The organism is Streptomyces sp. B93 (genome assembly GCF_018070565.1).
Lineage (GTDB): Bacteria > Actinomycetota > Actinomycetes > Streptomycetales > Streptomycetaceae > Streptomyces.
Map to the genome: position 1 here is coordinate 1 of NZ_JAGPXL010000001.1, position 24,091 is coordinate 24,091.

At 72.8% G+C, this 24,091-nt stretch carries 25 protein-coding genes and 1 pseudogene; 11 read left to right on the forward strand and 15 right to left on the reverse strand.

Translation table 11 applies throughout. The features are described from left to right. From KBY47_RS37135 to KBY47_RS00015, 3 genes and pseudogenes are all read right to left on the reverse strand, one after another. Positions 1-127: pseudogene (locus tag KBY47_RS37135) on the reverse strand (GTP 3',8-cyclase MoaA); the annotation flags it as partial. Positions 128-258: 131 nt separating this feature from the next. Further along, a complete protein-coding gene (locus KBY47_RS00010; RefSeq protein WP_210918708.1) occupies positions 259-1,878 on the reverse strand; it encodes a cation acetate symporter in 1,620 nt (539 codons plus the stop codon). After that, entirely contained in the window at positions 1,875-2,231 is a 357-nt protein-coding gene (locus KBY47_RS00015; protein WP_210918710.1) for a DUF485 domain-containing protein, read from the reverse strand. The genes KBY47_RS00010 and KBY47_RS00015 overlap by 4 nt, the downstream gene beginning before the upstream one ends. Before the next feature lie 329 nt (positions 2,232-2,560). Between KBY47_RS00015 and KBY47_RS00020 the strand changes: the two genes are divergently transcribed. The 4 genes from KBY47_RS00020 (at position 2,561) to KBY47_RS00035 (ending at position 8,277) form a co-directional block, all read left to right on the forward strand. Further along, on the forward strand, positions 2,561-4,090 hold the full coding sequence (locus KBY47_RS00020) for a S8 family serine peptidase (protein WP_210918712.1): 1,530 nt from the start codon (positions 2,561-2,563) through the stop codon (positions 4,088-4,090). A 105-nt stretch (positions 4,091-4,195) separates the two neighbouring features. Continuing rightward, entirely contained in the window at positions 4,196-5,716 is a 1,521-nt protein-coding gene (locus tag KBY47_RS00025; RefSeq protein WP_210918713.1) for a S8 family serine peptidase, read from the forward strand. Positions 5,717-5,790: 74 nt separating this feature from the next. Continuing rightward, positions 5,791-7,170, forward strand: coding sequence for a CoA transferase (locus KBY47_RS00030; protein ID WP_247694001.1), 1,380 nt, complete (start codon positions 5,791-5,793; stop codon positions 7,168-7,170). Positions 7,171-7,269: 99 nt separating this feature from the next. Further along, positions 7,270-8,277, forward strand: a complete 1,008-nt coding sequence (locus KBY47_RS00035; RefSeq protein ID WP_210918715.1) for a CopD family protein — start codon at positions 7,270-7,272, stop codon at positions 8,275-8,277. Between the two features lie 12 nt (positions 8,278-8,289). Here the strand turns inward: KBY47_RS00035 and KBY47_RS00040 are convergent, their stop codons facing one another. The 3 genes from KBY47_RS00040 to KBY47_RS00050 all read right to left on the reverse strand — a co-directional run bounded on the left by KBY47_RS00040 (position 8,290) and on the right by KBY47_RS00050 (position 10,670). Beyond that, on the reverse strand, positions 8,290-8,946 hold the full coding sequence (locus tag KBY47_RS00040) for a lysoplasmalogenase (protein WP_210918716.1): 657 nt from the start codon (positions 8,944-8,946) through the stop codon (positions 8,290-8,292). Next, entirely contained in the window at positions 8,943-9,815 is an 873-nt protein-coding gene (locus tag KBY47_RS00045) for a sterol desaturase family protein (RefSeq protein ID WP_210918717.1), read from the reverse strand. The genes KBY47_RS00040 and KBY47_RS00045 overlap by 4 nt, the downstream gene beginning before the upstream one ends. 129 nt (positions 9,816-9,944) lie before the next feature. Next, entirely contained in the window at positions 9,945-10,670 is a 726-nt protein-coding gene (locus KBY47_RS00050) for a VIT family protein (RefSeq protein WP_210918718.1), read from the reverse strand. 148 nt (positions 10,671-10,818) lie between these two features. Here KBY47_RS00050 and KBY47_RS00055 point away from each other — a divergent pair, with 148 nt between their 5' ends. The 5 genes from KBY47_RS00055 to KBY47_RS00075 all read left to right on the forward strand — a co-directional run bounded on the left by KBY47_RS00055 (position 10,819) and on the right by KBY47_RS00075 (position 15,630). Next, positions 10,819-11,817, forward strand: a complete 999-nt coding sequence (locus tag KBY47_RS00055) for a DEDDh family exonuclease (RefSeq protein WP_210918719.1) — start codon at positions 10,819-10,821, stop codon at positions 11,815-11,817. 80 nt (positions 11,818-11,897) lie between these two features. Next, positions 11,898-12,131: a hypothetical protein gene (locus tag KBY47_RS00060; RefSeq protein WP_078957636.1), complete on the forward strand. Its 234-nt coding sequence runs from the start codon at positions 11,898-11,900 to the stop codon at positions 12,129-12,131. Between the two features lie 71 nt (positions 12,132-12,202). Next, entirely contained in the window at positions 12,203-13,003 is an 801-nt protein-coding gene (locus KBY47_RS00065; RefSeq protein WP_210918720.1) for an SURF1 family protein, read from the forward strand. Between the two features lie 78 nt (positions 13,004-13,081). Next, positions 13,082-14,869, forward strand: coding sequence for a glycoside hydrolase family 15 protein (locus KBY47_RS00070; RefSeq protein WP_210918722.1), 1,788 nt, complete (start codon positions 13,082-13,084; stop codon positions 14,867-14,869). A gap of 5 nt (positions 14,870-14,874) precedes the next feature. Beyond that, positions 14,875-15,630: an SDR family oxidoreductase gene (locus KBY47_RS00075; protein WP_210918724.1), complete on the forward strand. Its 756-nt coding sequence runs from the start codon at positions 14,875-14,877 to the stop codon at positions 15,628-15,630. A 22-nt stretch (positions 15,631-15,652) separates the two neighbouring features. Here the strand turns inward: KBY47_RS00075 and amaP are convergent, their stop codons facing one another. From amaP to KBY47_RS00100, 5 genes are read right to left on the reverse strand one after another with little or no spacing between them, the layout of a single operon-like run. Next, positions 15,653-16,240, reverse strand: coding sequence for an alkaline shock response membrane anchor protein AmaP (gene amaP, locus KBY47_RS00080; RefSeq protein WP_210918725.1), 588 nt, complete (start codon positions 16,238-16,240; stop codon positions 15,653-15,655). Further along, complete coding sequence (locus KBY47_RS00085; protein WP_210918726.1) at positions 16,237-16,899, reverse strand: DUF6286 domain-containing protein; 663 nt, start codon at positions 16,897-16,899, stop codon at positions 16,237-16,239. Before KBY47_RS00085 ends, amaP begins: the two co-directional genes overlap by 4 nt. Further along, on the reverse strand, positions 16,896-17,282 hold the full coding sequence (locus KBY47_RS00090) for an Asp23/Gls24 family envelope stress response protein (protein ID WP_210918727.1): 387 nt from the start codon (positions 17,280-17,282) through the stop codon (positions 16,896-16,898). The genes KBY47_RS00085 and KBY47_RS00090 overlap by 4 nt, the downstream gene beginning before the upstream one ends. Positions 17,283-17,287: 5 nt before the next feature. Further along, on the reverse strand, positions 17,288-17,473 hold the full coding sequence (locus tag KBY47_RS00095; RefSeq protein WP_210918728.1) for a hypothetical protein: 186 nt from the start codon (positions 17,471-17,473) through the stop codon (positions 17,288-17,290). A 30-nt stretch (positions 17,474-17,503) separates the two neighbouring features. Continuing rightward, entirely contained in the window at positions 17,504-17,989 is a 486-nt protein-coding gene (locus KBY47_RS00100; RefSeq protein ID WP_210918729.1) for an Asp23/Gls24 family envelope stress response protein, read from the reverse strand. Positions 17,990-18,076: 87 nt separating this feature from the next. Here KBY47_RS00100 and KBY47_RS00105 point away from each other — a divergent pair, with 87 nt between their 5' ends. Beyond that, positions 18,077-18,790, forward strand: coding sequence for a nucleopolyhedrovirus P10 family protein (locus tag KBY47_RS00105; RefSeq protein WP_210918730.1), 714 nt, complete (start codon positions 18,077-18,079; stop codon positions 18,788-18,790). 16 nt (positions 18,791-18,806) lie between these two features. Here KBY47_RS00105 and KBY47_RS00110 read toward each other — a convergent pair whose 3' ends face one another. From KBY47_RS00110 to KBY47_RS00120, 3 genes are all read right to left on the reverse strand, one after another. Next, on the reverse strand, positions 18,807-19,610 hold the full coding sequence (locus tag KBY47_RS00110) for an enoyl-CoA hydratase/isomerase family protein (protein WP_210918731.1): 804 nt from the start codon (positions 19,608-19,610) through the stop codon (positions 18,807-18,809). Between the two features lie 107 nt (positions 19,611-19,717). Further along, a complete protein-coding gene (locus KBY47_RS00115) occupies positions 19,718-19,939 on the reverse strand; it encodes a helix-turn-helix domain-containing protein (protein ID WP_018567695.1) in 222 nt (73 codons plus the stop codon). 358 nt (positions 19,940-20,297) lie between these two features. After that, complete coding sequence (locus KBY47_RS00120; protein ID WP_210918732.1) at positions 20,298-21,896, reverse strand: ABC-F family ATP-binding cassette domain-containing protein; 1,599 nt, start codon at positions 21,894-21,896, stop codon at positions 20,298-20,300. Positions 21,897-22,166: 270 nt separating this feature from the next. Here KBY47_RS00120 and KBY47_RS00125 point away from each other — a divergent pair, with 270 nt between their 5' ends. Next, positions 22,167-22,580 (forward strand): VOC family protein, encoded by a 414-nt coding sequence (locus tag KBY47_RS00125; RefSeq protein WP_210918733.1) that lies wholly within the window; start codon positions 22,167-22,169, stop codon positions 22,578-22,580. Positions 22,581-22,629: 49 nt separating this feature from the next. Here KBY47_RS00125 and KBY47_RS00130 read toward each other — a convergent pair whose 3' ends face one another. Beyond that, positions 22,630-24,024, reverse strand: a complete 1,395-nt coding sequence (locus KBY47_RS00130; protein WP_210918734.1) for a hypothetical protein — start codon at positions 24,022-24,024, stop codon at positions 22,630-22,632. Positions 24,025-24,091 lie beyond the last annotated feature (67 nt).

Here is a 24,091-nt window from a genome sequence, read left to right on the forward strand (position 1 = left end):
GGAGATCCGGCTTGGCCAGCCACTGAAGGCCTTCCTCCGGCATGCAGTACGTGCAGCGCAGGTTGCACCGGTCGGTCAGCGAGACCCTCAGGTCGGTGGCCACCCGGCCGTAGGTGTCGATGAGCACGCGGCCCCCTCCAGTCTTCCTACTCACACGAGCGTACGCGACGCCTCCGACATCGACAGTCCCCGATCCCACGACATGGACGCGGCCGCGTCGTGGACAGCTACGACGCGGCCGCTTCGGCGGGGGTGCGGTCAGTGGGCGCCGGTGCCGGTCAGGGACCGGACCTCCAGCTCCGCGTACTTCTTGGTGTCGGGCTCCTCCTTGGACAGGACCGTGCCGAGCCAGCCCATCAGGAAGCCGAACGGGATGGAGATGATGCCGGGGTTCTTCAGCGGGAACCAGGCGAAGTCGACGTCCGGGAACATCGCCTTGGGGTCGCCGGAGACCACGGGCGAGAACAGCACCAGGCCGGTGGCGACGATCAGACCGCCGTAGATCGACCACAGGGCGCCCTGGGTGGTGAAGCGCTTCCAGAACAGGCTGTAGAGGATCGTCGGCAGGTTGGCGGAGGCGGCGACCGCGAAGGCGAGCGCGACCAGTCCGGCCACGTTCAGGTCGCGGGCGAGGGCGCCCAGGAGGATGGAGACGGCGCCGATGCCGATGGTGGCGAGGCGGGCGGCGCGGACCTCCTCCTTCTCGGTGGCCTGGCCCTTCCTGATGACGTTGGCGTAGATGTCGTGGGCGAACGAGGACGAGGACGCCAGGGTGAGGCCCGCGACCACGGCGAGGATGGTCGCGAAGGCCACCGCGGAGATGGTGGCGAGCAGGATCGCGCCCCACGCGGAGTCCACGCCGCCGAGGTGCAGGGCGAGCAGGGGTGCCGCCGTGTTCCCGGACGGGTTGGACTCGATGATCTCGTCCTGGGAGATCAGCGCCGCGGCGCCGAAGCCGAGGGCGATGGTCATCAGGTAGAAGCCGCCGATGATGCCGATGGCCCAGTTCACGGACTTACGGGCGGCCTTGGCGGTGGGCACCGTGTAGAAGCGGATCAGGATGTGCGGCAGACCGGCGGTGCCGAGCACCAGGGCGATGCCCAGGGAGATGAAGTCGATCTTGGTGGTGGCGGTGGCGCCGTACTGGAGGCCGGGCTCCAGGAAGGCCGCGCCCTTGCCGCTGTTGTCGGCGGCGGTGCCGAGCAGGTCGGAGATGTTGAAGTTGAACTTCAGCAGCACCAGGAAGGTGATCAGCAGGGTGCCGCCGATGAGGAGGACGGCCTTGACCATCTGGACCCAGGTGGTGCCCTTCATGCCGCCGATGGAGACGTAGATGATCATCAGTACGCCGACCAGGGCGACGATGAGGATCTTGCCCGCGTCGGAGGTGATGCCGAGCAGCAGCGAGACCAGCACACCGGCGCCGGCCATCTGGGCGAGCAGGTAGAAGATCGAGACCACGATGGTGGAGGTGCCGGCGGCCGTGCGGACCGGGCGCTGGCGCATCCGGTAGGCGAGCACGTCACCCATCGTGTAGCGGCCGGAGTTGCGCAGCGGCTCCGCGACCAGCAGCAGGGCGACGAGCCAGGCGACCAGGAATCCGATGGAGTAGAGGAAGCCGTCGTAGCCGAAGAGGGCGATGGCGCCCGCGATGCCGAGGAAGGACGCGGCGGACATGTAGTCGCCGGAGACGGCGAGGCCGTTCTGGAAGGCGCTGAACTGCCGCCCGCCGGCGTAGAAGTCGGCGGCGTCCTTGGTCTGGCGGCCCGCCCAGACGGTGATGCCGAGGGTGGCGACGACGAAGAGTGCGAACAGGGTGATGATCAGCGTGCGGTGCTCGCTGGCCTCGTTGGCGGCCAGGGTGATCGCGGGGCTCATGCGCCGCCCTCCATACGGGTCTTGATCGCCTCTGCCTTGGGGTCGAGCTTCGCGTTGGCGTGCCGCGAGTACCACCAGGCGATGAGGAACGTGGTGACGAACTGGGCGATGCCGAGGACGAACGCGACATTGATGTTGCCGAACAGCTTGGTGCCCATGAAGTCGCCCGCGTAGTTGGAGAGCAGGACGTACATCAGGTACCAGACGATGAAGGCGACGGTCAGCGGGAAGGCGAAGGAACGGTGGGAGCGGCGCAGTTCACTGAACTCCGCGCTCTGCTGCACCTCGACGAACTCCTCGGCGGAGGGGAGTTGGTGTGTTGTCTTCGAGGGGGGCGGTGCGTCGGTTGCCACGGAGTCTCCTCGTACGACGGACATGACGGCTCTGCATTTCTTGTGATGTGGATCACATTGGCCGGTTGGCGATGGTAGGCGCCGTGGGCTTGATCCAAAAGGGGCGCCCGACGGTTCCGGCGTTCCCTGCCCAAGGTCCACGGCGCCGCGCGATGACCGGTTCAACGCGCAATCGGTTCTTTCGGAAACCACCCAGAAATCAGTTCGAGGAAGTCATTGCTGGCCAGCGACCGCGGGAGATAGCTTCAGCCTGCAAGACCCGTCATGTACCTGCCCGAGCAGCACCTGTGCCTCGGGCCGGTTTCGTTTCCGGATGATGTGGAGACCCCATGTCTCATCTGCGTTCCAGACGGCGGCTCGCCCTCGCCGTCCCCGTGGTGCTGTCGCTGACCGCCTCGCTCGGGTTCCTCCCGGCCGCCGCGTCGGCCGCGCCCGCCGCGGAGACCACCGCGCAGCGGGCTGCCCAGGGCACGCTGACGTACGTCGTGAACACCAGGGCGGACCGGGGCACGATCGCGGCGGTGAAGAAGGCCGTCGCCGCGGCCGACGGCACCGTGGTGACCACGTACGACAAAATCGGCGTCCTCGTCGTGCACTCGGCGAACCCGGACTTCGGGACGCAGATACGCAAGGTCCGCGCCGTGCAGTCGGCGGGCGCCACCCGCACCGCGCCGCTGGCCGCCGCGGGCACCACCGACGTCGGCGGGGCCGACTACCTCACGGCCGCCGAGGCCACGCGGACCGAGGCCGCCTCGGGGGCGGTCCCGGGGAGCGAGCCGCTGGAGGCCGACCAGTGGGACCTGCGGGCCATCGGCGCCGACCGGGCCGCGCGGATCAACCCCGGCAGCAAGAAGGTCACCGTCGCCGTCATCGACACCGGCGTCGACGACACCCACCCCGACCTCGCCCCGAACTTCTCCGCGGCCCAGTCCGCCAACTGCGTCGGCGGCGTCGCCGACACCACTGAGGGCGCCTGGCGGCCGTACACCGCGGACGACTACCACGGCACGCACGTGGCCGGTGAGATCGCCGCCGCCCGCAACGGCATAGGCGTCGCCGGGGTCGCGCCCGGCGTCAGGGTGTCCTCCATCAAGGTGAGCGAGCCGGACACCAGCCTGTTCTACCCGGAGGCCGTGGTCTGCGCCTTCGTCTTCGCCGCCGACCACGGCGTGGAGATCACCAACAACAGCTACTACATCGACCCGTGGCTCTACAACTGCATGGACGACCCCGACCAGAAGGCGGTCGTCGACGCGGTCAACCGGGCCCAGCTGTACGCCCAGAAGAAGGGCACCCTGCACCTGGCCTCGGCGGGCAACTCCAACCACGACCTGGGCGGGGACGCCATCGTCGACACGACGAGCCCCAACGACACCACCCCGGTCGAGCGGACCGTCGACCCGAGCGAGTGCCTGGACCTGCCGACCCAGCTGCCGGGCGTGGTCACCGTCAGCGCGACCGGCGTCGACGACGTGAAGTCGTACTACTCCTCCTACGGCCACAAGGTCGTCGACGTGGCGGCGCCGGGCGGCGACCGGCTCTACCAGATCCCTGACACGCCGTCGAAGAACGGCCGCATCCTGTCCACGATGCCGAACAACCAGTACGGCTTCCTCCAGGGCACCTCGATGGCCGCGCCGCACGCCTCCGGCGTCGCCGCGCTGCTGAAGTCCACTCACCCGTGGGCGAGCCCCGCGCAGTTGCAGGTCCTCCTCAAGGCGCAGGCGAACAACCCGGGCTGCCCCGAGTCGTACGACCAGAACGGCGACGGAACCCAGGACGCGGTGTGCGAGGGGGGCACACGCGTCAATGGTTTCTACGGTTTCGGGATCGTCGACGCGCTGCGCGCGGTGAAGTAGACCTCGTACCCCTTTCCGGGTGGCACCGCCGGTCCGGGGTGCCACCCGGCCGCCCGCACGGCCTCACCACCGCAGGTACCGCGAACGAACTGGAGAACACGACACATGACAGCGACCGCTCCGCGCCACCGCCGCGCACTGGTGATCCCGGTCGGCATGGCGATGGCGACCGCCCTGGCGTTCCTGCCGAACGCCACGGCCTCCGCCGCCGGGTCCGTCCCCGCCGTCACGGCCGAGGCGACCCCGCTGAGCTACGTCGTCAACATCCGCCCCGGCGACGGCCCGTCCCCCTCGCTGAAGAAGGCCATCGGCAAGGCCGAGGGCACCATCCTGACGTCGTACGACAAGATCGGCGTGGTCGTCGTCCACTCGTCGAACCCGGACTTCGCCACCACCATCCGCAAGGCGCGCGGCGTCCAGTCCGCCGGGGCCACCCGGCACGCGCCGCTGCCCGCGCAGTCCACCACCGACGTGGGCACCCCGAAGGTGCTCACCGCCGACGACCTCGCCGAGGTCGACGCGGTCGCCGGCGAGGACCCGCTCCAGCCGCTCCAGTGGGACCTGCCCGCCATCAAGGCCGACCAGGCGCACGAGAAGTCCCTCGGCAGCAGCAAGGTGACCGTCGCCGTCATCGACACCGGCGTCGACGACACCCACCCCGACATCGCCCCGAACTTCGACCGCGACGCGTCCGTCAACTGCGTCACGGGCAAGCCGGACACCGCCGACGGCGCCTGGCGGCCCGGGGCCACGGAGAGCCCGCACGGCACCCACGTGGCCGGTGAGATCGCCGCCGCCAAGAACGGCGTCGGCATGACCGGTGTGGCGCCGGGGGTGAAGGTCTCCGGCATCAAGGTGTCCAACCCGGACGGCTACTTCTACACCGAGGCCGTCGTCTGCGGCTTCATGTGGGCGGCCGAGCACGGCGTCGACGTCACCAACAACAGCTATTACACCGACCCCTGGTACTTCAACTGCGTCGACGACCCCGACCAGAAAGCGCTCGTCGAGGCCATCACCCGGGCGTCGCGGTACGCGGAGAAGAAGGGCGCGGTCAACGTCGCCGCCGCGGGCAACGAGAACTACGACCTGGCCGCCGACGAGATCACCGACCCGGTCTCGCCGAACGACACCCCGGCGCCCACCGAGCGGGTCATCGACCCCTCCGAGTGCTTCGACATCCCGACCCAGCTGCCGGGGATCGTGACGGTCGCCGCGACCGGTGCGAAGGGCATCAAGTCCTCGTTCTCCAACCACGGTCTCGGTGTCATCGACATAGCCGCCCCCGGCGGTGACTCCACCGCCTACCAGACCCCGCAGGCGCCCGCGACCAGCGGTCTGATCCTCGGCCCGCTGCCCGGCGGCCGATGGGGCTACATGGCCGGTACGTCGATGGCGTCGCCGCACGTCGCGGGCGTCGCCGCGCTCATCAAGTCGACGCACCCGCGCGCCACCCCCGCCCTGGTGAAGGCCCTGCTGTACGCCCAGGCCGACGCCACGCCGTGCACGGACCCGTACGACATCAACGGCGACGGCAAGATCGACGCCGTGTGCGAGGGGCCGAAGAACTACAACGGCTTCTACGGATGGGGCACGGCGGACGCCCTGGACGCCGTGACGAAGTAGCACAGGAGCACAGGAACAGCGGGTGCGGGCCGGGCGCCGTCGAGGGCGTCCGGCCCGTCCGGCATAGTGCGGCCATGGCCTCCTCCTCGTCGTCCGCCCCACTCACCGCCCATGCCTGGGACGCCCTCGGCGGCGATCCCGCACTGCTCGCGCGGGTGTCCCCCGTCGTCCGTCCCGGGGTGCTGGAGGCGCGGCTTCCAGTGCGGGAGCTGGCGCGGGCCTGCGTCGGCGCGTGCGCGCTGGCCGCGGCGGAGCTGGCGGCCGTGCGCGGGGGCGGCGCGGTGCCGGGGGTCACGGTCGACGACGGGGCGGTGGCCGCCGCGTTCACCAGCGAGCGGCACCTGCTCGTCGACGGGCGGGCGCCGGTCACCTTCGCGCCGCTGTCGCGGTTCTGGCGCACGGCGGACGGCTGGGTGCGCACCCACGCCAACTATCCGCACCACCGGCGACGGCTGCTGGCCGCGCTGGACCTGACGGAGGGTGAGGTGCCCGCCGTCGAGGCGGCGCTCGCCGAGCGGTCCGCCATGGAGGTCGAGGAAACCGTGTACGACGCCGGGGGCCTCGCCGTCGCCCTGCGCACGCCCGAGCAGTGGGCGGGGCATCCGCAGGGCGTCGCGGTGGGGCGGCTGCCGCTGGTGGAGCGAGAGCGCCTGGACGCGGCACGCGCGCGTGCGTTCCCCCGTGCCGACGCCGGCCGGCCGCTGCCCGCCGCCGGGGTGCGGGTGCTGGACCTCACCCGGGTCATCGCGGGTCCGGTCGCCACCCGCACGCTTGCGCTGCTCGGCGCGGACGTGCTGCGCGTCGACCCGCCCGGCCTGCCCGAACTGCCCGACCAGCACGCCGACACCGGGTTCGGGAAACGTTCCACCACGCTCGACCTGGTGACCGGCCGTCATCTCTTCGAGGAGCTGCTCGCGTCGGCGGACGTCGTCGTCACCGGGTACCGGCCGGACGCCCTCGACCGCTTCGGGCTCTCGCCACGGGCCCTCGCCGAGCGGCGGCCCGGCCTGGTCGTGGCCCAGCTGTCGGCCTGGGGCGGTGCGGGCCCCTGGCGGGCCCGGCGGGGCTTCGACAGCCTGGTGCAGGCCGCCACCGGCATCGCGACCACGGAGGGCGTACCGGACCGGCCGGGCGTCCTGCCCGCCCAGGCGCTCGACCACGGCACCGGGTACCTGCTGGCGGCGGCCGTGCTGCGCGCCCTGACGGAGCAGACCCGCACCGGTGGGACGAGGGTCGTACGGCTGGCCCTGGCGCGCACGGCCGCCTGGCTGACGGAGAGTCGCGGGGCACCGTCGGAGGGGGCGCCCGCGGGGGTGGAGCGCTGGCTGCGCGAGCGGGACAGTGGCCTCGGGCGGTTGCGGTACGCGCTGCCGCCGGTGGCCTTCGACGGCGGCCCGGACGACTGGGCCCGGCCTCCGGGGGTCTGGGGCGCGGACGACGCCCGCTGGTGCTGAGCGGACAGAGCCCCGCGGCCGTACCCGTGGGGGGAACGCCGTCCGCCGGTTGTTCCCCTGAACTTGCCCGGTTCTGTGACGGCTGGTGAAGATCCTGAGGTGACGTTGATACGACCGACCCCCGAGGCCGCCGACGGAAGCGCGGCGCCCGGCGGCGCCGGCACGGGCCGGGCCGCCGCCGTCCTCGTCCTGGTGGCGCTGGGGGCGCTGATACCCCTGCTCGGACCGTCCACCGCCCTGCACGGCACCGGTGAGGCCGCCGCGCCCGGCGCCGGGGGCATAGCCCTGCTGCGCACGGTGCTGTTCGCGGCGCTGTGCGTGCCGCTGGGCGAGATGTTTGTGGGCCGGCTGGCCCGCGGGGTGCCCGGCGCCCCCGCTGAGCGGCCCCGCAGCTGGGCGCCGGTCGCCGCGGCCGTCGGGTTCGGCGCCGCGCTGGGCCTCGCGTCGGTCGTGGCGACCGGCAATCTGATGCCGACCAGCCTCTCCGAGATGGACCCGGGCGGACTGTACGAGTCACGGGACGGCAGGCTCGCGCTGCTGGAGGTGAACGCGTTCGCGGCGGCGGGCCTGTGCGCCCTGTCGCGGCGGCCGGGCACCCAGGTGTGGCCGCTGGCGGCGATCGTCGTCGCGGAGGCGCTGCGGGCGCATCCCCCGACCGAGCACACCCCACTGGTCGGCTCCGGGCTGACCCTGGCCCATCTGACGTGCGCGTCACTGTGGGTCGGCGGTCTGCTCTACGCGCTGCGCACCCTGCGCGGCTGGCGCGCCCCGGCGGCGGGTGCGGCGCTGCTGGGGCTCTACGCGCGCGTGGCGGTCCTGCTGCTGGCCGCGATCACCGCGACCGGGGTGTGGAGTTCGCTGCGGCGGATGCCGCCGGAGACGGTGGTGGAGCAGCTGACGTCGACGGCGTACGGGCGGACCCTGCTGGCCAAGGTGCTCCTCGTGGCCGCCGTCGCGGCGCTCGCCCTGTGGGCGCGGCGGCGGCTGCGCCGGGCGGCCGATCCGCTGGCCGCCTGCTCCCCCGCGCGGGCGGAGGTGGTCGCGCTGGGCGCGGTCGTCGCGGTGTCGGGGCTGCTCACCGCGCTGCCGCTGCCGATCCGCTGGTGAGGGGCGCGGCCGTCAGACGGTCGCGGGACGGCGCTCGGGGGTCCCGGCCGCCGCGAGCACACCCCGCACCAGCAGGGCCTGGGCTGCGGCGTAGGTCAGCATGATCCAGAAGTCGGGTGCCGGGAGCTGCGGCCAGTCGGCGACGCCGGTCGCGATCAGGGTGTCGGAGAGCAGGAACAGCGCCCCACCCACGGCGGCGAGGGGCCCGAGCCGTCTCGCCCGGAAGGCCATGGCGGTGAGCAGCAGGCTGTATCCGGCGACGGGGGCGCGGAGGTCGGCGGGCAGTCCGGGCCACAGCAGCGCGAGGGTGACGGTCAGGGCGGCGGCGTAGGCCACGCGCAGGGCAGGCGTGCGTGCCGGTGGCGTGTCGCGGCGGCCGTACCGGGCGAACAGGACGAGGTAGCACACGTGGCCGCCCGCGAAGGAGGCCATGCCCGCGAGGAAGGCGGGGTCGGCGTCCGACAGCAGCAGGAGGTCCCCCACCCAGCCGAGGGCGAGGGCCGCCAGCAGGAGCCTCGGGGCGCCGCTGACGAGGGCGTGGGCGGCGAGCAGCGGCATGAGGAGCGGTTTGGCCGCCGTGTGCCCGGTGTCGAGGCCCGTCACCAGGCAGGCGAGGTCGACGGCGACGGCGAGGCAGAAGGCGGCGAGCAGGGCGCGCGGGAGGCTCACGCGGCCACGGTCTTCTCTGCCGCCTCGGTGGCCGCCGGGGGTGCCGGGGTCCAGCCGGGGCCGCGGAAGACCCGCCCGGCCCGCTCGCGCCAACCGCGCGCGGCCCTGAGGTCCTTGGCGATGGCGACGTACTCGTGGGTGGCGACCTTCAGCGGGTTGTAGGTGTCGATGTTCTTGGTCAGTCCGTAGACCGGGCGCTCGGTCTCGGCGACGAAGGAGCCGAAGAGCCGGTCCCAGACGATGAGGATGCCGCCGAAGTTGCGGTCCAGGTAGCCGCCCTGGGAGGCGTGGTGCACCCGGTGGTGGCTCGGCGTGTTGAGGACGAACTCGAACCACCGGGGCATCTTGTCGATCCGCTCGGTGTGGATCCAGAACTGGTAGACGAGGTTCGCCGAGGAGCAGAACGCGAGCGCCGCGGGGTGGACGCCGAGGGCGATGAGGGGGACGTAGAAGGGCCAGACGGTCAGCGAGGTCCAGGGCTGGCGCAGCGCGGTGGTGAGATTGAACTTCCGGCTGGAGTGGTGGACGACGTGGCAGGCCCACAGGATGCGGATGACGTGGTGGCCGCGGTGGGACCAGTAGTAGAAGAAGTCCTGGGCGAGGAGCATCAGGGCGACGGTCCACCACAGCACGGGGACGCGCAGCGGGGTGAGTTCGTACACCGCGGTGTAGATCGCGACGATCGGGATCTTCCAGAGGAAGTCGAAGAACAGGCTGCCGAGCCCCATGGTGACGCTGGTCGTGGCGTCCTTCGTCTCGTACCCGGCGGCGTCCTCGTCGGGATGGAGCCGGACGCTGATCACCTCGACCACGGTGAGCAGCACGAAGGCGGGTATCGACCAGACCACGACATCGGGGAGGTTCGGCATGGCTGCACGGTAGGACGGTCGCCGGGCCACGGCTAGACGTTGTTACCGACAAGCATTACCGAGGGTACGCGCTTGCTTGTTGGCGATCTCCGCCAATGGTCACTGGCAGGATCGCGGCGTACGCGCGCGTCACACCCCCGCCGCCCCCAGCAGCGACCCCGCCACGTACGTGACCCCCATGGCCACCGCTCCCCCGCCCATGTTGCGGGCGACGGCCCGGGCGGGCGGTGCGGCGCCCAGGCGGGCGCTGCTCCAGCCCGTGCCCGCCAGCGCGAGCAGGACGGATCCCACCGTCACCACAAGGCGCCAGTCCGCGCCCGGCAGCACGATGGCGAACAGCGGCAGCAGGGCGCCGACGGTGAAGGCGAGAAAGCTCGCCCCGGCCGCGTGCCAGGGGTTGGTCAGCTGGTCGGGGTCGATGCCGAGTTCCACGCGCGCGTGCGCCCGCAGGGCGTCCCGTTCGGTGAGCTGGGCCGCCGCCTCACGGGCCACCTCCCTCGACAGCCCCCGCCGCCGGAGCAGTTCGGCCAGCTCCGCCAGTTCCTCCTCCGGCCGTTCCCTCAGTTCCCGTCGCTCCAGCGCGATCGCGGCCCGCTCGGAGTCCCGCTGGGTGGAGACGGACACGTACTCGCCCGCCGCCATCGACATCGACCCGGCGAGCAGTCCGGCGAGGCCCGCCGTCAGCAGTGCCGAGCGGTCGTCGGTGGCACCGGCGACGCCGACGACCAGACCGGCGGTGGAGACGATGCCGTCGTTGGCGCCGAGCACGGCCGCGCGCAGCCAGTTCAGCCGCGCCCCCAGCGCGCTCCCGTGCGCCTCGTCGTCGTGCGGTGCACCCGCCGTCGGTCGCGTCACCCCCGGAGAATGTCACCCCACGCGCCGTACCGGGGCCGGAACTTGACGCGCTGTCCCCGACAGACACTCGAACGGACGGGCGCCGCCGCCCACCTGACGGGGCACCGCGGGCGTGCGCTGTCAGTCCCGGCCCGTATCCTCAGGGACCATGCTCGAAGACCGCACGACCGCAGCGTCGTCCCCCACCGTGTGGCCGACCGCGTATCCCCAGGGGTACGCGGTCGTTGACGTGGAGACCACCGGCCTGGCCCGGGACGACCGGATCGTCTCCGCCGCCGTCTACCGGCTGGACGCGCGCGGCGAGGTCGAGGACCACTGGTACACGCAGGTCAATCCGCAGCGCGACCCGGGCCCGGTGTGGATCCACGGTCTGACGAGCGAGGTGCTGCGGGACGCGCCGCTGTTCGCGGACGTCGCCGAGGAGTTCGCGACCCGTCTGGAGGGCCGGGTGCTCGTCGCGCACAACGCCGTCTTCGACTGGCAGATGATCGCCCGGGAGTACGCCCGCGCCCGGCGCGAGGCCCCGGTGCGGCACCGGCTGTGCACCATCGCCCTCGCCAAGGAGCTGGCGCTGCCGCTGCCCAACCACAAGCTGGAGTCCCTCGCCGCGCACTTCGGCGTCGTCCAGCGGCGGGCACACCACGCGCTGGACGACGCGCGCGTGCTGGCCGAGGCGTTCCGGCCGAGCCTGCGGGCCGCGGCCGAGGCCGGACTGCGGCTGCCGCTGCACGAGTGCCGGCCGCTCACCGAGTGGACGGACCGTCCGGCGCCGCGGATCGGGCAGCAGGCGGGCGGACCGGGCGGCTACGGCGGGTACCGGCCGAGCAGTTGGCGCCCCTCCCGCAAAAGGCCCGCCTGCCCCTATCCCAACCCAGGCCGGTATGAAGTGGGCAAGCGCCTCAAACAGGGCATGCGGGTGGCCTTCTCCGGGGACACCTCGGTCGAGCGCGAACTGCTGGAGGACCGGGCGGCCGAGGCCGGGCTGCATGTCGCGACGAGCCTGTCCCGGCTGACCAGCCTGCTGGTGACCAACGACCCCGACTCGGGCACCTCGAAGGTGGTCAAGGCCCGCCAGTACGGCACACCGGTGGTCGACGAGGCGGCCTTCGGGCAGCTGCTCGGGGACGTGGAACCGGCGGACGAGTGAGCCGTACGGACGGGTGATTGCCGGGCGACTCGCCCACCGCCCGCTCGCCCGCGCCACGGCGACGGCCCACCCTGTGGCCCATGGCGACATGCGAAGTATGCGGCAACAACTACGGCATGACCTTCGAGGTGCACGCACAGGGCGCGGTCCACGTCTTCGACTGCTTCTCCTGCGCGATCCACCGCATGGCCCCCATCTGCGAGCACTGCCGGGTGCAGATCATCGGCCAGGGCGTCGAGGTCGAGGGCCACTGGTACTGCGGCGCCCACTGCGCCCGCGCCGAGGGAAAGGCGGGCATCGTGGACCGGGTCTGAGCGCTCCCCCGGAAGCGGGGTCCGAGCACCCCCCTGGGGGCACCCCGCGGCGTGAGAGGTACCGTCGTGGGGTGTACCGCTTCCTGTTGTCCCGGCAGTGGGTGATCACCACGCTGGTCGCCCTGCTGCTCATCCCCACGATGATCAGGCTGGGCATCTGGCAGATGCACCGGCACGACGAGCGCGCCGCCCGCAACGACCTGGTCGCCGAGGCGCTGGCCGCCGACCCGGTGCCGGTGCAGCGGCTGACCTCGCCGGGACACGCCGTGACCACCGAGGAGCGCTACCGCACGGTCACCGCGAAGGGGCACTTCGACACCGACGACGAGGTCGTGGTCCGCCGCCGCACCAACGGCAACGACGAGATCGGCTACCACGTCCTGACCCCCTTCGTCCTCGCCGACGGCAAGGTGCTGCTCGTCAACCGCGGCTGGATCCCCTCGGACCCGCAGAGCCAGAGCGCGTTCCCGAAGATCCCCGCGCCGCCGCGCGGTGAGACCACCGTCACGGGCCGGCTGATGCCCGACGAGACCACCGAGGCGAGCGGGATCAAGGACCTCGAGGGCCTGCCGGACCGGCAGATCATGCTCATCGACAGCGAGCGCGAGGCGGAGCGGCTCGACGCCGAGGTCCTCGGCGGCTACGTCGTGCAGACGGCCCCCGAGCCCGCGGGCGGCACTCCGCAGCAGCTGGGCAACCCCGGCAGGGAGAACGCCGCGCTGAACTTCGCCTACGCGATCCAGTGGTGGCTGTTCGCCGCGGGCGTGCCCCTCGGCTGGATCGTCCTGGTCCGCCGCGAGTCCCGCGACCGCGCGGCCGCGGCCGAGGCCGACGAGCAAGAGCCGACGGAGTCGGAACCGGCGACGGTGTGACGCCGCCGGCCGTCCTTCGTCACCCGCCCGGCCCTTCACGCTGATTGCGTCCCCCCTTCGCAGGGAAACCGCACCTGCGTGAACCGGCGTATCGAGGACTACGCGATCATCGGGGACGAGCAGACCGCCGCCCTCGTCGGCAGGGACGGCTCGGTCGACTGGCTCTGTCTGCCGCGCTTCGACTCGGGGGCCTGTTTCGCGAGACTCCTCGGGGACGAGGACAACGGCCACTGGCGGCTCGCCCCGAAGGACGCGACCGGGCCCTGCACCCGGCGCGCGTACCGCCCCGACACCCTCGTCCTGGACACCGAGTGGGAGACGTCCGAGGGCACCGTCCGGGTCACGGACCTGATGCCGCAGCGGGACCGGGCACCCGATCTGGTGCGCATCGTCGAGGGCCTGAGCGGCAGCGTGACGATGCGCAGCACGCTCCGGCTCCGCTTCGACTACGGCTCGATCGTGCCGTGGGTGCGCCGCGCCGACGGCCACCGGGTGGCGGTCGCGGGCCCGGACTCGGTGTGGCTGCGCAGCGAGCCGGAAGTGCCCAGCTGGGGCGAGGACTTCGGCACGCACGCCGAGTTCACCGTCGAGGCGGGGCAGAAGGTCGCCTTCATCCTGACCTGGCACCCCTCGCACGAGCCACGCCCGCCGCTGGTGAACCCGTACGAGTCGCTGCGCCACAGCGTCACCGACTGGCAGGAGTGGGCGTCGCACTGCCGCTACGACGGCCCGCACCGCGACACCGTCGTCCGCTCCCTGATCACCCTCAAGGCGCTCACCTACAAGCCGACCGGCGGCATCGTCGCCGCCCCCACCACCTCGCTGCCCGAGGAACTCGGCGGGGTGCGCAACTGGGACTACCGCTACTGCTGGCTGCGCGACTCCACCCTCACCCTGCGCGCGGCGATGGCGGCGGGCTATGTCGAGGAGGCCGAGGCCTGGCGCGACTGGCTGCTGCGCGCGGTCGCGGGCGACCCGGCGGACCTCCAGATCATGTACGGCGTGGCGGGCGAGCGGCGGCTGACCGAGTTCGAGCTGCCCTGGCTGCCCGGTTTCGGCGGCTCCGCACCCGTCCGGGTCGGCAATGACGCCGTACGCCAGTTGCAGCTGGACGTCTACGGCGAGGTGATGGACTCGCTTGCCGTGGCGCGCCGTGCGGGCCTGCACTCCCGGCCGGACATCTGGGCGCTGCAAGTGGCGCTGATGGAGTTCCTGCGCACGGCGTGGCGGCAGCCGGACGAGGGGCTGTGGGAGGTGCGCGGCGGGCGCCGCCAGTTCGTGCACTCCAAGGTCATGGTGTGGGTGGCCGCCGACCGCGCGGTGCGGGCGCTGGAGCGCTACCCGCAACTGGAGGGCGACCTGGAGGGCTGGCGGGCGATGCGCGACGAGGTGCACCGCGAGGTCTGCGAGAAGGGCTACGACCCCGAGCGGAACACCTTCACCCAGTTCTACGGCTCCCGGGAGCTGGACGCCGCCCTGCTGCTCATCCCGCGCACCGGGTTCCTCCCACCGGACGACCCTCGGGTGGCCGGCACCATCGACGCGGTCCGCGCGGAGCTGGGCCACCACGGTCTGCTGCGCCGCTACAGCGCCGCCGAGACGGCCGTCGACGGGCTGCCCGGCGGTGAGGGCACGTTCCTGGTGTGCTCGTTCTGGCTGGCCGACGCACTCCTCGCGACGGGCCGCCGCGCGCAGGCCGAGGAGCTGTTCGAACGGCTGGTCGGCCTCACCAACGACGTCGGGCTGCTGTCCGAGGAGTACGACCCGGTGGCGGGCCGGCAGCTCGGCAACTTCCCGCAGGCGTTCAGCCACATCGGCCTGGTGAACACCGCCCTCGCCCTCTACGGGGACGACGGGGCAGGATAGGGGCCATGGATCTTGGACTGAAGGACCGGGTGTACGTCGTCACCGGCGCCACCCGCGGACTGGGCAACGCCACCGCGCGTGCCCTGATCGCCGACGGCGCGAAGGTGGTCGTCACCGGGCGGGACGAGCAGCGGGCCGCCGAGGCTGCGGCCGGACTGGGCCCCGACGCGGTCGGGGTGGCGGTGGACAACAGCGACCCGGAGGCGCCCGCTCGGCTGGTCGCGGTGGCCCGGGAGCGGTTCGGCGGCTTCGACGGCATCCTCGTCAGCGTCGGCGGCCCGCCGCCCGGCTTCATCGCCGACAACACCGACGAACAATGGCGGTCGGCGTTCGAGTCGGTGTTCCTGGGCGCCGCCCGGCTGGCCCGGGCAGCGGCGGCGGAGCTGGAGGCGGGCGGGGTCATCGGCTTCGTGCTGTCGGGCTCGGTGTACGAGCCGATCCCCGGGCTGACCATCTCCAACGGGCTGCGTCCCGGGCTGGCCGGGCTCGCCAAGTCCCTCTCGGTGGAGCTGGGGCCGCGCGGCATCCGCGTCGTCGGGCTGCTGCCGGGCCGCTTCGACACGGACCGGGTGCGGGAACTGGACTCCCTGTCCGCCGACCCCGAGGCGACCCGGGCGGCGGCCGAGTCCCGTATCCCGATGCGCCGCTACGGGACGCCGGAGGAGTTCGGCCGTACGGCGGCGTTCGTGCTGTCGCCCGCGGCGTCGTACCTGACGGGTGTGATGCTGCCGATCGACGGCGGCGCGCGGCACGGCTTCTGAGGCAGCGCCTCCCGGCCGCCCGTCAGCTCACCCTCCCCGGCCGGTGCCGCACCCCGCGCAGCCGTACCTCCGTCGGCAGGGACGCCAGGCCCGCCGAGCCACGGGCGTGGGTGAGGGCCCGGTCGGTGAGGTGGTGCAGGGCGGTCGCGGGGGCGACATGGGGCTCCACGTTGAGGCGCACCCGGGCGGCGGGCGCGGTGCGGCGGCCGGTGAGGTGGACCCGGGCGCGGGCGACGCCGTCCAGCGCGGCGGCCTCGGTGGCGAAGGCGTCCTCCATGGCCCGGCCGCGCAGCAGGGCGCCCTCGCCGTCGCCGGTGTCGACGAGCACCTCGCCGAGCCGACGGCGGCGCAGTACGGCGGTCAGCCACCACAGGGCGAGCAGGACGACGACGGCGAGCGCGGCGATGACGACCGGCCACCACCAGCCCTCGTCCCGCCAGCGGGTCCGCTCGGCATCGCCGAGCAGTACGTCGTCGGGCCCCTGGTGCAGCCACCAGGCCGGCGGCTGAAGACCGAGACCGACGGCGAGCACGGCACCGCCGAGCACCACGAGGACCAGGCCCACGAGCCCGATCAGCACCCGGTTGACGGTCCTGAGCACCGCTGTCACCCCTTCCGGCCGGGCCGCCGCACCCGCACCGACAGTGCCGGCGGCCGGGCCAGGCCCAGCTCCTCCATCGCGTCGGCGAGCACGGTGTCCAGATCGGTGTGTACGTCGTCCAGTTCCCGGAAGTGCGAGACCGCGCGGACGTCGGCCTTGCGGCGGCGCATCCGCACCCGCACCGACTGCACACCGGCCACCTCGACGGCCCGGTCCCGCAGCACGGTGGCGGCGGCGTCGCGGTGCAGACCGGCGCGCACATCGGGGTGCGTGCGCCGCATCGGCAGCACGGCACGCACGCCCGGCGTCGCCGCCAGCACCAGCAGCCACAGTCCGAGGGCCGCGGCGACCCCGGCGCCGACCAGCACCCAGATGTCGTCGAGCTGACGACGCGCGAGCTGGTCGGCGAGTTCACGGCGCCAGCGCATGCCCGGCTGATCGGCGCGCACGGCGGCGATGTCGTAGAGGAAGAGACCGACGACGCCCAGCACCAGCACGGCGACGACGGCCGCGGGGACGCGCCGCGCCGACCAGAAGCGGCGTCCGCGGTCACCCCCGTCGTCCTTCGCCGGTGGCACCGGCTGGTCGGCGCCGCCCGCGTCGGCCCGCGGCTTCTCGATGACCGGCAGCCGCTGTGTGCCGCCGTCGGAACCCTGGGGCTCGCTCATCGGGTCCTCCCCTGTGCCACGCCGTGCGCCGGGAGCACATGGAGCCGCTCCACCTGGACGGCGACCTCCGGTACGTCCATTCCCACCAACGTGCCCACCCGCTCGGCCACATGGCGGCGCACCGCCCCGCAGCGGGCGCCGATGTCACCCGGATAGTCGAGTTCCAGGTGGACCCGGACGCGCGCGACCTGGTGGTGTACGACCACGGTGGCGTGCGGGCGGGAGGCGTCCGGCGGCAGGGCGCCGAGCGCCTCGCGCGCCGCCTGCCCGGCGATCTTGGCCACCACCCGGTCGGCGATCCGGGTGGCGCCGCGCTCCCCCGGTGGAACGGCGGCCAGGGGGTCGCGGGTCTCACCGCGCGCCTCTTCCGCCGTGGCGTCCACCGGCGTCACCGCCGCCGGTCGTCGCGCGGACGGAAGAGGTCACCGAGGTCCATGTCGCTCTCCAGGAACCGGCCGACGATGAACCCCACGGCGCCCAGGGCCGCCACCAGCAGGAAGGCGCCGAACCCGCCGAAGTAGCCGGCAAAGCCCAACGCCATCCCGGCGATCATGCCGACCACGGCCATGCTCATGGTGCGCTCCTCAGCATTCAGTTGTACGGGTCACTGGATCCGGGGCTCCGGCTCCTCTTCCTCTTCGTCGGGGAGCTTGACGTCGCTCACCGCGATGTTGACCTCGACGACCTCAAGGCCGGTCATCCGCTCCACGGCCGCGATCACGTTCTCGCGCACGGCGCGGGCGACATCGGCGATCGACACTCCGTAGTCGATCACGATCTCCAGGTCGAGCGCGGTCTGCACCTCGCCGACCTCGGCCTTGACCCCTCGGGTCACCGACTTGGTCTGGCCGGGCACGCGTTCCCGGACCGCCCCGAAGGTGCGGCTGATCCCGCTGCCCATGGCGTGCACGCCGACTACGTCACGGGCGGCCATCCCGGCGATCTTCTCCACGACGCCGTCGGCGATGGTGGTGCGGCCCCGGGTCCCCGGGTCCCCGCCACCGCGCCGGGTGGCCTTGCGGGTCGACGTCTGCGACTGCTCCCCCTGGCCCTCGGTGGTCTGCGTTCGATTCCGGTCCATATCGGTCATCGCCGTACGTCCCTTTCGGTGGTCGTCCTTCGACCACCGTAAGCAAGGTTGCCCCACCTCGCTCCATGAATGCGGCAGGCTGGAGCAATGACGGCGGACTGGACACAGGCGGTACGGCAGCAACTCGGCCTCGGACGGCTCCTCCCGCTGGGTGGCCCGCGCGACGGCGCGTGGCTCTCCGAGGACGCGGCGCGCACGGCGCTCGCGCGGGCGGTGGAGGCGGTACCGGGCACCCGGCTGGGCCGGGTCCGCATCGGCCTGGCCGACCCGGAGCAGACCTACGACCCCGCCGTACCGCCCCCGCCGAGCGCGCTGCCGCCCGGGCCGCTGCGGCTGACCGCCGACTTCGCCGCCACCGCCGCCGAGCCCCTGCCGGCCTCGGCGTCCCGGCTGCGTACGGCACTGGCGACGGCGGCGGAGCGACGGCTCGGTCTGACGGTGACGGAGATCGACCTGCGGGTGATGGGCCTGCTGGGTGACGACGAGGAACCGCAGGCCCCGGCGGCGACCGCGCCGGAACCGCCGACGGCCCGCGCATCGACGGACCCCACGCAGGCACGGGCCGCCGCCACCGCCCTGGCCGTACCCGGCGTGGCCCGGCTGACGGCCCTCCTGGGACCTGCGGTGCACCTCACGGAGACCACCCGGGAGGCCACCCTGCCCCGCCCCCACGTCCAACTGGAACTGGCCGTGCAGGCGACCCACCGCACCCTGGACGTCACCCGGGAGGTCCGCACCCAGGTAGCCGAGGCGCTGCCCGACCACCCCACGGTGGCGGTACTGGTAACCGCCGTGATCTGAGACGCCCCCGGCGGCGCTACTCGCCGACCCCCGCGAGATCCCGCAGCCGACGCCCCTGCGCCGCCCGCTCGGCGACCCGCTGCTCCTCGTACGTCCGCTCCCCCACCCCCTGCAACAACGCCTTCGTCTCGATCACGGCGTCCCTCGGGGCGCTGAGCAACGCCGCCGCCAGATCCCGTACGGCGTCGTCGAGCTGGTCGCCGGGCACGGCGAGGTTGGCGAGCCCGGTGCGCTCGGCCTCCTCGGCCTGGACGAAGCGCCCGGTCGCGCAGATCTCCAGCGCCCGCGCGTACCCGACCAGCGAGACCAGCGGATACGTCCCCGTCAGGTCGGGCACCAGACCGAGGCTGGTCTCGCGCATGGCGAACTGCACGTCGTCGGCGACGACGCGCAGGTCACAGGCGAGGGCGAGCTGGAACCCGGCACCGATGGCGTGTCCCTGCACCGCGGCGATGGAGACGATGTCGCTGCGCCGCCACCAGGTGAACGCCGCCTGGTACTCGGCGATGGTCGCGTCCAGCTCGGCGTCGCCACCGCGCGCGAGGTCGATGAACGACGGCTCGCCGTCGAAGCCCTCGGGCGTGAACGCCTGCCGGTCGAGACCGGCCGAGAAGGACTTGCCCTCGGCGCGCAGCACGACCACGCGGACGGTGCCCGGCAGCAGCCGGCCCGCCTCGGTCAGCGCCCGCCACAGAGCGGGGCTCTGCGCGTTGCGCTTGGCCGGGTTGGTCAGCGTCACCGTGGCGATCGCGTCGTCGACGGTGAGCCGTACGCCGTCCTTGTCGAGTACCGGATCGATTACCGAGTCGAGCGAAGCCATGGGGCGCCTCCGATGGGTGCGGTCGTAAGTGACTGCACAGTAACCACCCGGCCGATCGGTTGCCCGACCGGGTGGTCACCATCGAAGACGGTGGGCTGCCCGGGGGGTCAGGCCGAGGCGGCCTTCTTGCCCCGCGTCGCCCCGCCACGCCCTCGGAGCGTGACGCCCGACTCGCTGAGCATGCGGTGCACAAAGCCATACGAGCGGCCGGTCTCCTCGGCCAACGCCCGGATGCTCGCACCGGCGTCGTACTTCTTCTTCAGGTCTGCCGCGAGCTTGTCGCGCGCGGCGCCGGTCACCCGGCTGCCCTTCTTCAGAGTCTCGGCCACCCGTGCCTCCTCATGGGAAGTGCGCTCTGGTCTCCTCATGATCACCCCTCCGCGCCGTCCTGGCCACCCATTCGGCAAGGTCCATGCGAGAGGGTTTTGACGACAGGAGCACATCCCCACAACCGGAATTGCCAATTCCGAAGCGTCGGGCGCGTCCCGCCGAACGGACCTCTCCGCGAAGGCGCAGGTCAGCATGGTGTGGCGGCCGAATCTCCGTCGACAGGGGACTCGGCCGCGAAATCGATGTAGGACACACCCCGGTACGAGGAGATCTCACACAGATGGTGGATCACCGATGGGCCGAATGATCCATACGCTGTGGATCACTCATTCGATCAAGCGGGGGGACGGGGCCCGATCAGGCGAGGGCGACCAGATCCGCGTAGTCCGCGCCCCACAGGTCCTCGACGCCGTCGGGGAGCAGGATGATCCGCTCGGGCTGGAGCGCCTCGACGGCGCCCTCGTCGTGGGTGACCAGGACGACCGCGCCCTTGTAGGTGCGCAGCGCGCCGAGGATCTCCTCGCGGCTGGCCGGGTCGAGGTTGTTGGTGGGCTCGTCGAGGAGGAGGACGTTCGCCGAGGACACCACGAGGGTGGCGAGGGCCAGCCGGGTCTTCTCGCCTCCGGAGAGCACCCCGGCGGACTTGTCGACGTCGTCGCCGGAGAACAGGAACGAGCCGAGCACCTTGCGGACCTCGACCAGGTCCATGTCCGGGGCGGCCGAGCGCATGTTCTCCAGCACGGTGCGGTTCTGGTCGAGGGTCTCGTGCTCCTGCGCGTAGTAGCCGAGCTTGAGGCCGTGACCGGGGACGACCGCGCCCGTGTCGGGCTGTTCCACACCGGCGAGCAGCCGCAGCAGCGTCGTCTTGCCCGCGCCGTTGAGGCCGAGGATGACGACCCGCGACCCCTTGTCGATGGCCAGGTCGACGTCGGTGAAGATCTCCAGCGAGCCGTACGACTTCGACAGGCCCTCCGCCATCAGCGGGGTCTTGCCGCAGGGCGCGGGCTCGGGGAAGCGCAGCTTGGCGACCTTGTCGGACTGCCGGACCGCCTCCAGACCGGCGAGCAGTTTGTCGGCGCGGCGGGCCATGTTCTGCGCGGCGACCGTCTTGGTGGCCTTGGCGCGCATCTTGTCGGCCTGCGAGTGCAGGGCGGCGGCCTTCTTCTCGGCGTTGGCGCGCTCGCGCTTGCGGCGCTTCTCGTCGGCCTCGCGCTGCTGCTGGTAGAGCTTCCAGCCCATGTTGTAGACGTCGATCTGGGCGCGGTTGGCGTCCAGGTAGAACACCTTGTTGACCACCGTGTCGACGAGGTCGACGTCGTGGCTGATCACGATGAAGCCGCCGCGGTAGGTCTTGAGGTAGTCCCGCAGCCAGACGATCGAGTCGGCGTCGAGGTGGTTGGTCGGCTCGTCCAGCAGCAGGGTGTCCGCGTCCGAGAACAGGATGCGGGCCAGCTCGATACGGCGGCGCTGTCCGCCGGAGAGCGTGTGCAGGGGCTGGCCGAGCACCCGGTCGGGAAGGTTGAGCGCGGCGGCGATGGTGGCGGCCTCGGCCTCGGCGGAGTACCCGCCCTTGGTGAGGAACTCCGTCTCCTGGCGCTCGTACTGCTTCATCGCCTTGTCGCGGGTGGCGCCCTTGCCGGTGGCGATGCGCTCCTCGTTCTGGCGCATCTTGCGGATCAGTACGTCGAGGCCGCGCGCGGAGAGGATGCGGTCGCGGGCGAGGATGTCGAGGTCGCCGGTGCGCGGGTCCTGCGGGAGGTACCCGACCTCGCCGGAGCGGGTGATGGTGCCGGCGGCGGGGATGCCCTCGCCCGCGAGGCACTTGGTGAGGGTGGTCTTCCCGGCGCCGTTGCGGCCGACCAGGCCGATGCGGTCGCCCTTGGCGACGCGGAAGGTGGCGGACTCGATGAGGACGCGGGCACCGGCGCGCAGCTCGATGCCGGAGGCGGAGATCACGGACAGACTCCAGGGCGGATGGGGAGGGGCGGGGTGGGCGGCTGAGGTCGTACCCGCCGCTAATGCGCGAGGAGAATGGCCATGGGGCCAGTCTAACGGGGCGGCGCAAGCCCTTTTTCCCGCGTCCGGGGGTTCGGCTTTCGGCCAGGCCGCGGGCGGGGCGTCCGCCGTTCGGCTCTCCGCGGGGGCGTTGTCAGTGGTGGCTGCCAGACTGTGCAACAGGCCGGACCCGACCCGGGTCGAGGGACCACCGACGAGGGAGTGATCGGTATGGCAGGCACGAGCGGCGGGCGGCCGAGCATCTGCCCCACGTTGTTGTACGCCGACGCGAAGGCGGCGATCCGCCAGCTCACGGAGGCGTTCGGCTTCACGGAGCTGTCCGTGTACGAGGGCGAGGACGGCTCGGTGCTGCACGCCGAGCTGGCGCAGGGCAACGGCGCGGTGATGCTCGGCTCCAAGGGCCGCGGCGGCCGCTTCGACGAGGCGATGAAGGGCGCGGGCCCGACGGGGGTGTACGTCGTCGTGGACGACGTCGACGCGCACCACCGACGGGCCGTGGACCACGGCGCGGAGATCCTGATGCCCCCGACGGACCAGGACTACGGCTCGCGGGACTACATGGCCCGTGACATCGAGGGCAACATCTGGAGCTTCGGCACCTACGCGCCCGAGATAACGGCCTGAGGCCTCGGCATGACGGCCTGAGGCCCGGCCCCGGACGCGCCCGGGCCGGTCAGCTGCCCCCGGTGTGCACCTGGAAGGCCGCCCGGCGGACCGCCTTGGCCAGGGCGGGGTCGGGATGGGCGGCGGCGAGCGCCACCAGGACCTGCACGGTGCGCGGATGGCCGACCGCGCGCACCTCGTCCAGGAGCGCCGGGACGGTCGCCTGCACGGCCGACTCCAGGTGCCGCACCAGCAGCGGGGCCTCGCCGTGGTCGGCGACGGCGGCGGCGGTGTCGACCCACAGCCAGGTGGCCTCCTCCCTGGTGAGAATCTCGTGGGCGTCCTCGGGGTCGGTGCCGTCGTGCTCCGCGAGCCACAGCAGGGCGTAGGGCCGCAGCGTCGGTACGTCGAGGACGCCGCGCACCTCGGGCTCGGCGGGGGCGCCGACGACCCGCAGCGCCTCGAAGGCCAGGCCGCGCAGCAGGGCGTCCTCGCCGCGGGCGGCGTCGAGGAGTTCGGTGACGGCGCCGCCGACGGGGCGGGCGGCGAGCCAGGCGCGGTACTCGGCGCGGGCGGCGTTGGGGCGGAGCTGGGCGCAGCCGCGCAGCATCTCCTCGGCGGAGGCCTCGATGTTGCCCGCGGGGCTCTGGGCGGCGACGCAGATCTGCTCCAGCTTGACCCAGACCGCCCAGCTGCCGAGCGGGGTGAGCGTGGCCTGTCCGTCGCCGTAGGTGAGGGCGCCGACGGCGGCGAGGGCGCCGAGGGCCCAGTCCAGGAGCGGGGCGAGCGGGGTGTCGTCCCCGGGCTGCGGCTGGGGTTCGGGCTGGGGGCCGTAGGGGATCTCGCAGCGTTCGGTGCGCAGTTCGCGGACGCGTTGTTCGAGGAGGTCGAGGAGCTGGGCGACGGGGACGGGCCCGGCGGACAGCTGGAGGAAGGAGAGGAGCTGGGGCATGGCCGAGACGACCTCGGCGACGGCCGCGGGCTGCTGCTCGGGCTCGGGGCGGGCGAGCGACCAGGCGTCGAAGAGGGCGACCCAGCCGCGCAGTACGGCGCTGTCGTCGCGGTCCCAGGCGCGCAGCCGCCAGCCGGGGCGGGCGCTGTCGCCGTGCACCTCGACCAGCCCGGCGAGGCGGGCGGTGTCCCAGTCGACGCGGACCTGCGCCGGTGTCAGACCCAGGTCGTGGGCCGCCCGTTCGGCGGTCGCGTCGGCGAGGGTGGCCTTGCCGTCGGCGGTGGCGCCGGTCCGGCCGGGGCGCAGCGCGGCGTCGGCCCAGCGGGCGACGCGGGCGGCACCGGCCAGATGGGAGCGAGCCATTTTGGCCAGCTCCGCGGGGGCGGGTGTGCCCTCCGGCGGGCGCGGTGCGGGGCGGCGCGGGCGCCGCTGGTCCATGGCTCGGGGGGCGGCGGCCAGGGGTCGTGGGCGGACGAGTCGAAGCCTGGAGTCGCGCGGGATACGGGACGTCACGGGGGCAGTCTTCCGGTTGACGGTCCGAAAACCCAAACGGAATGTCACGGCGGGCGACGGGGCTGGC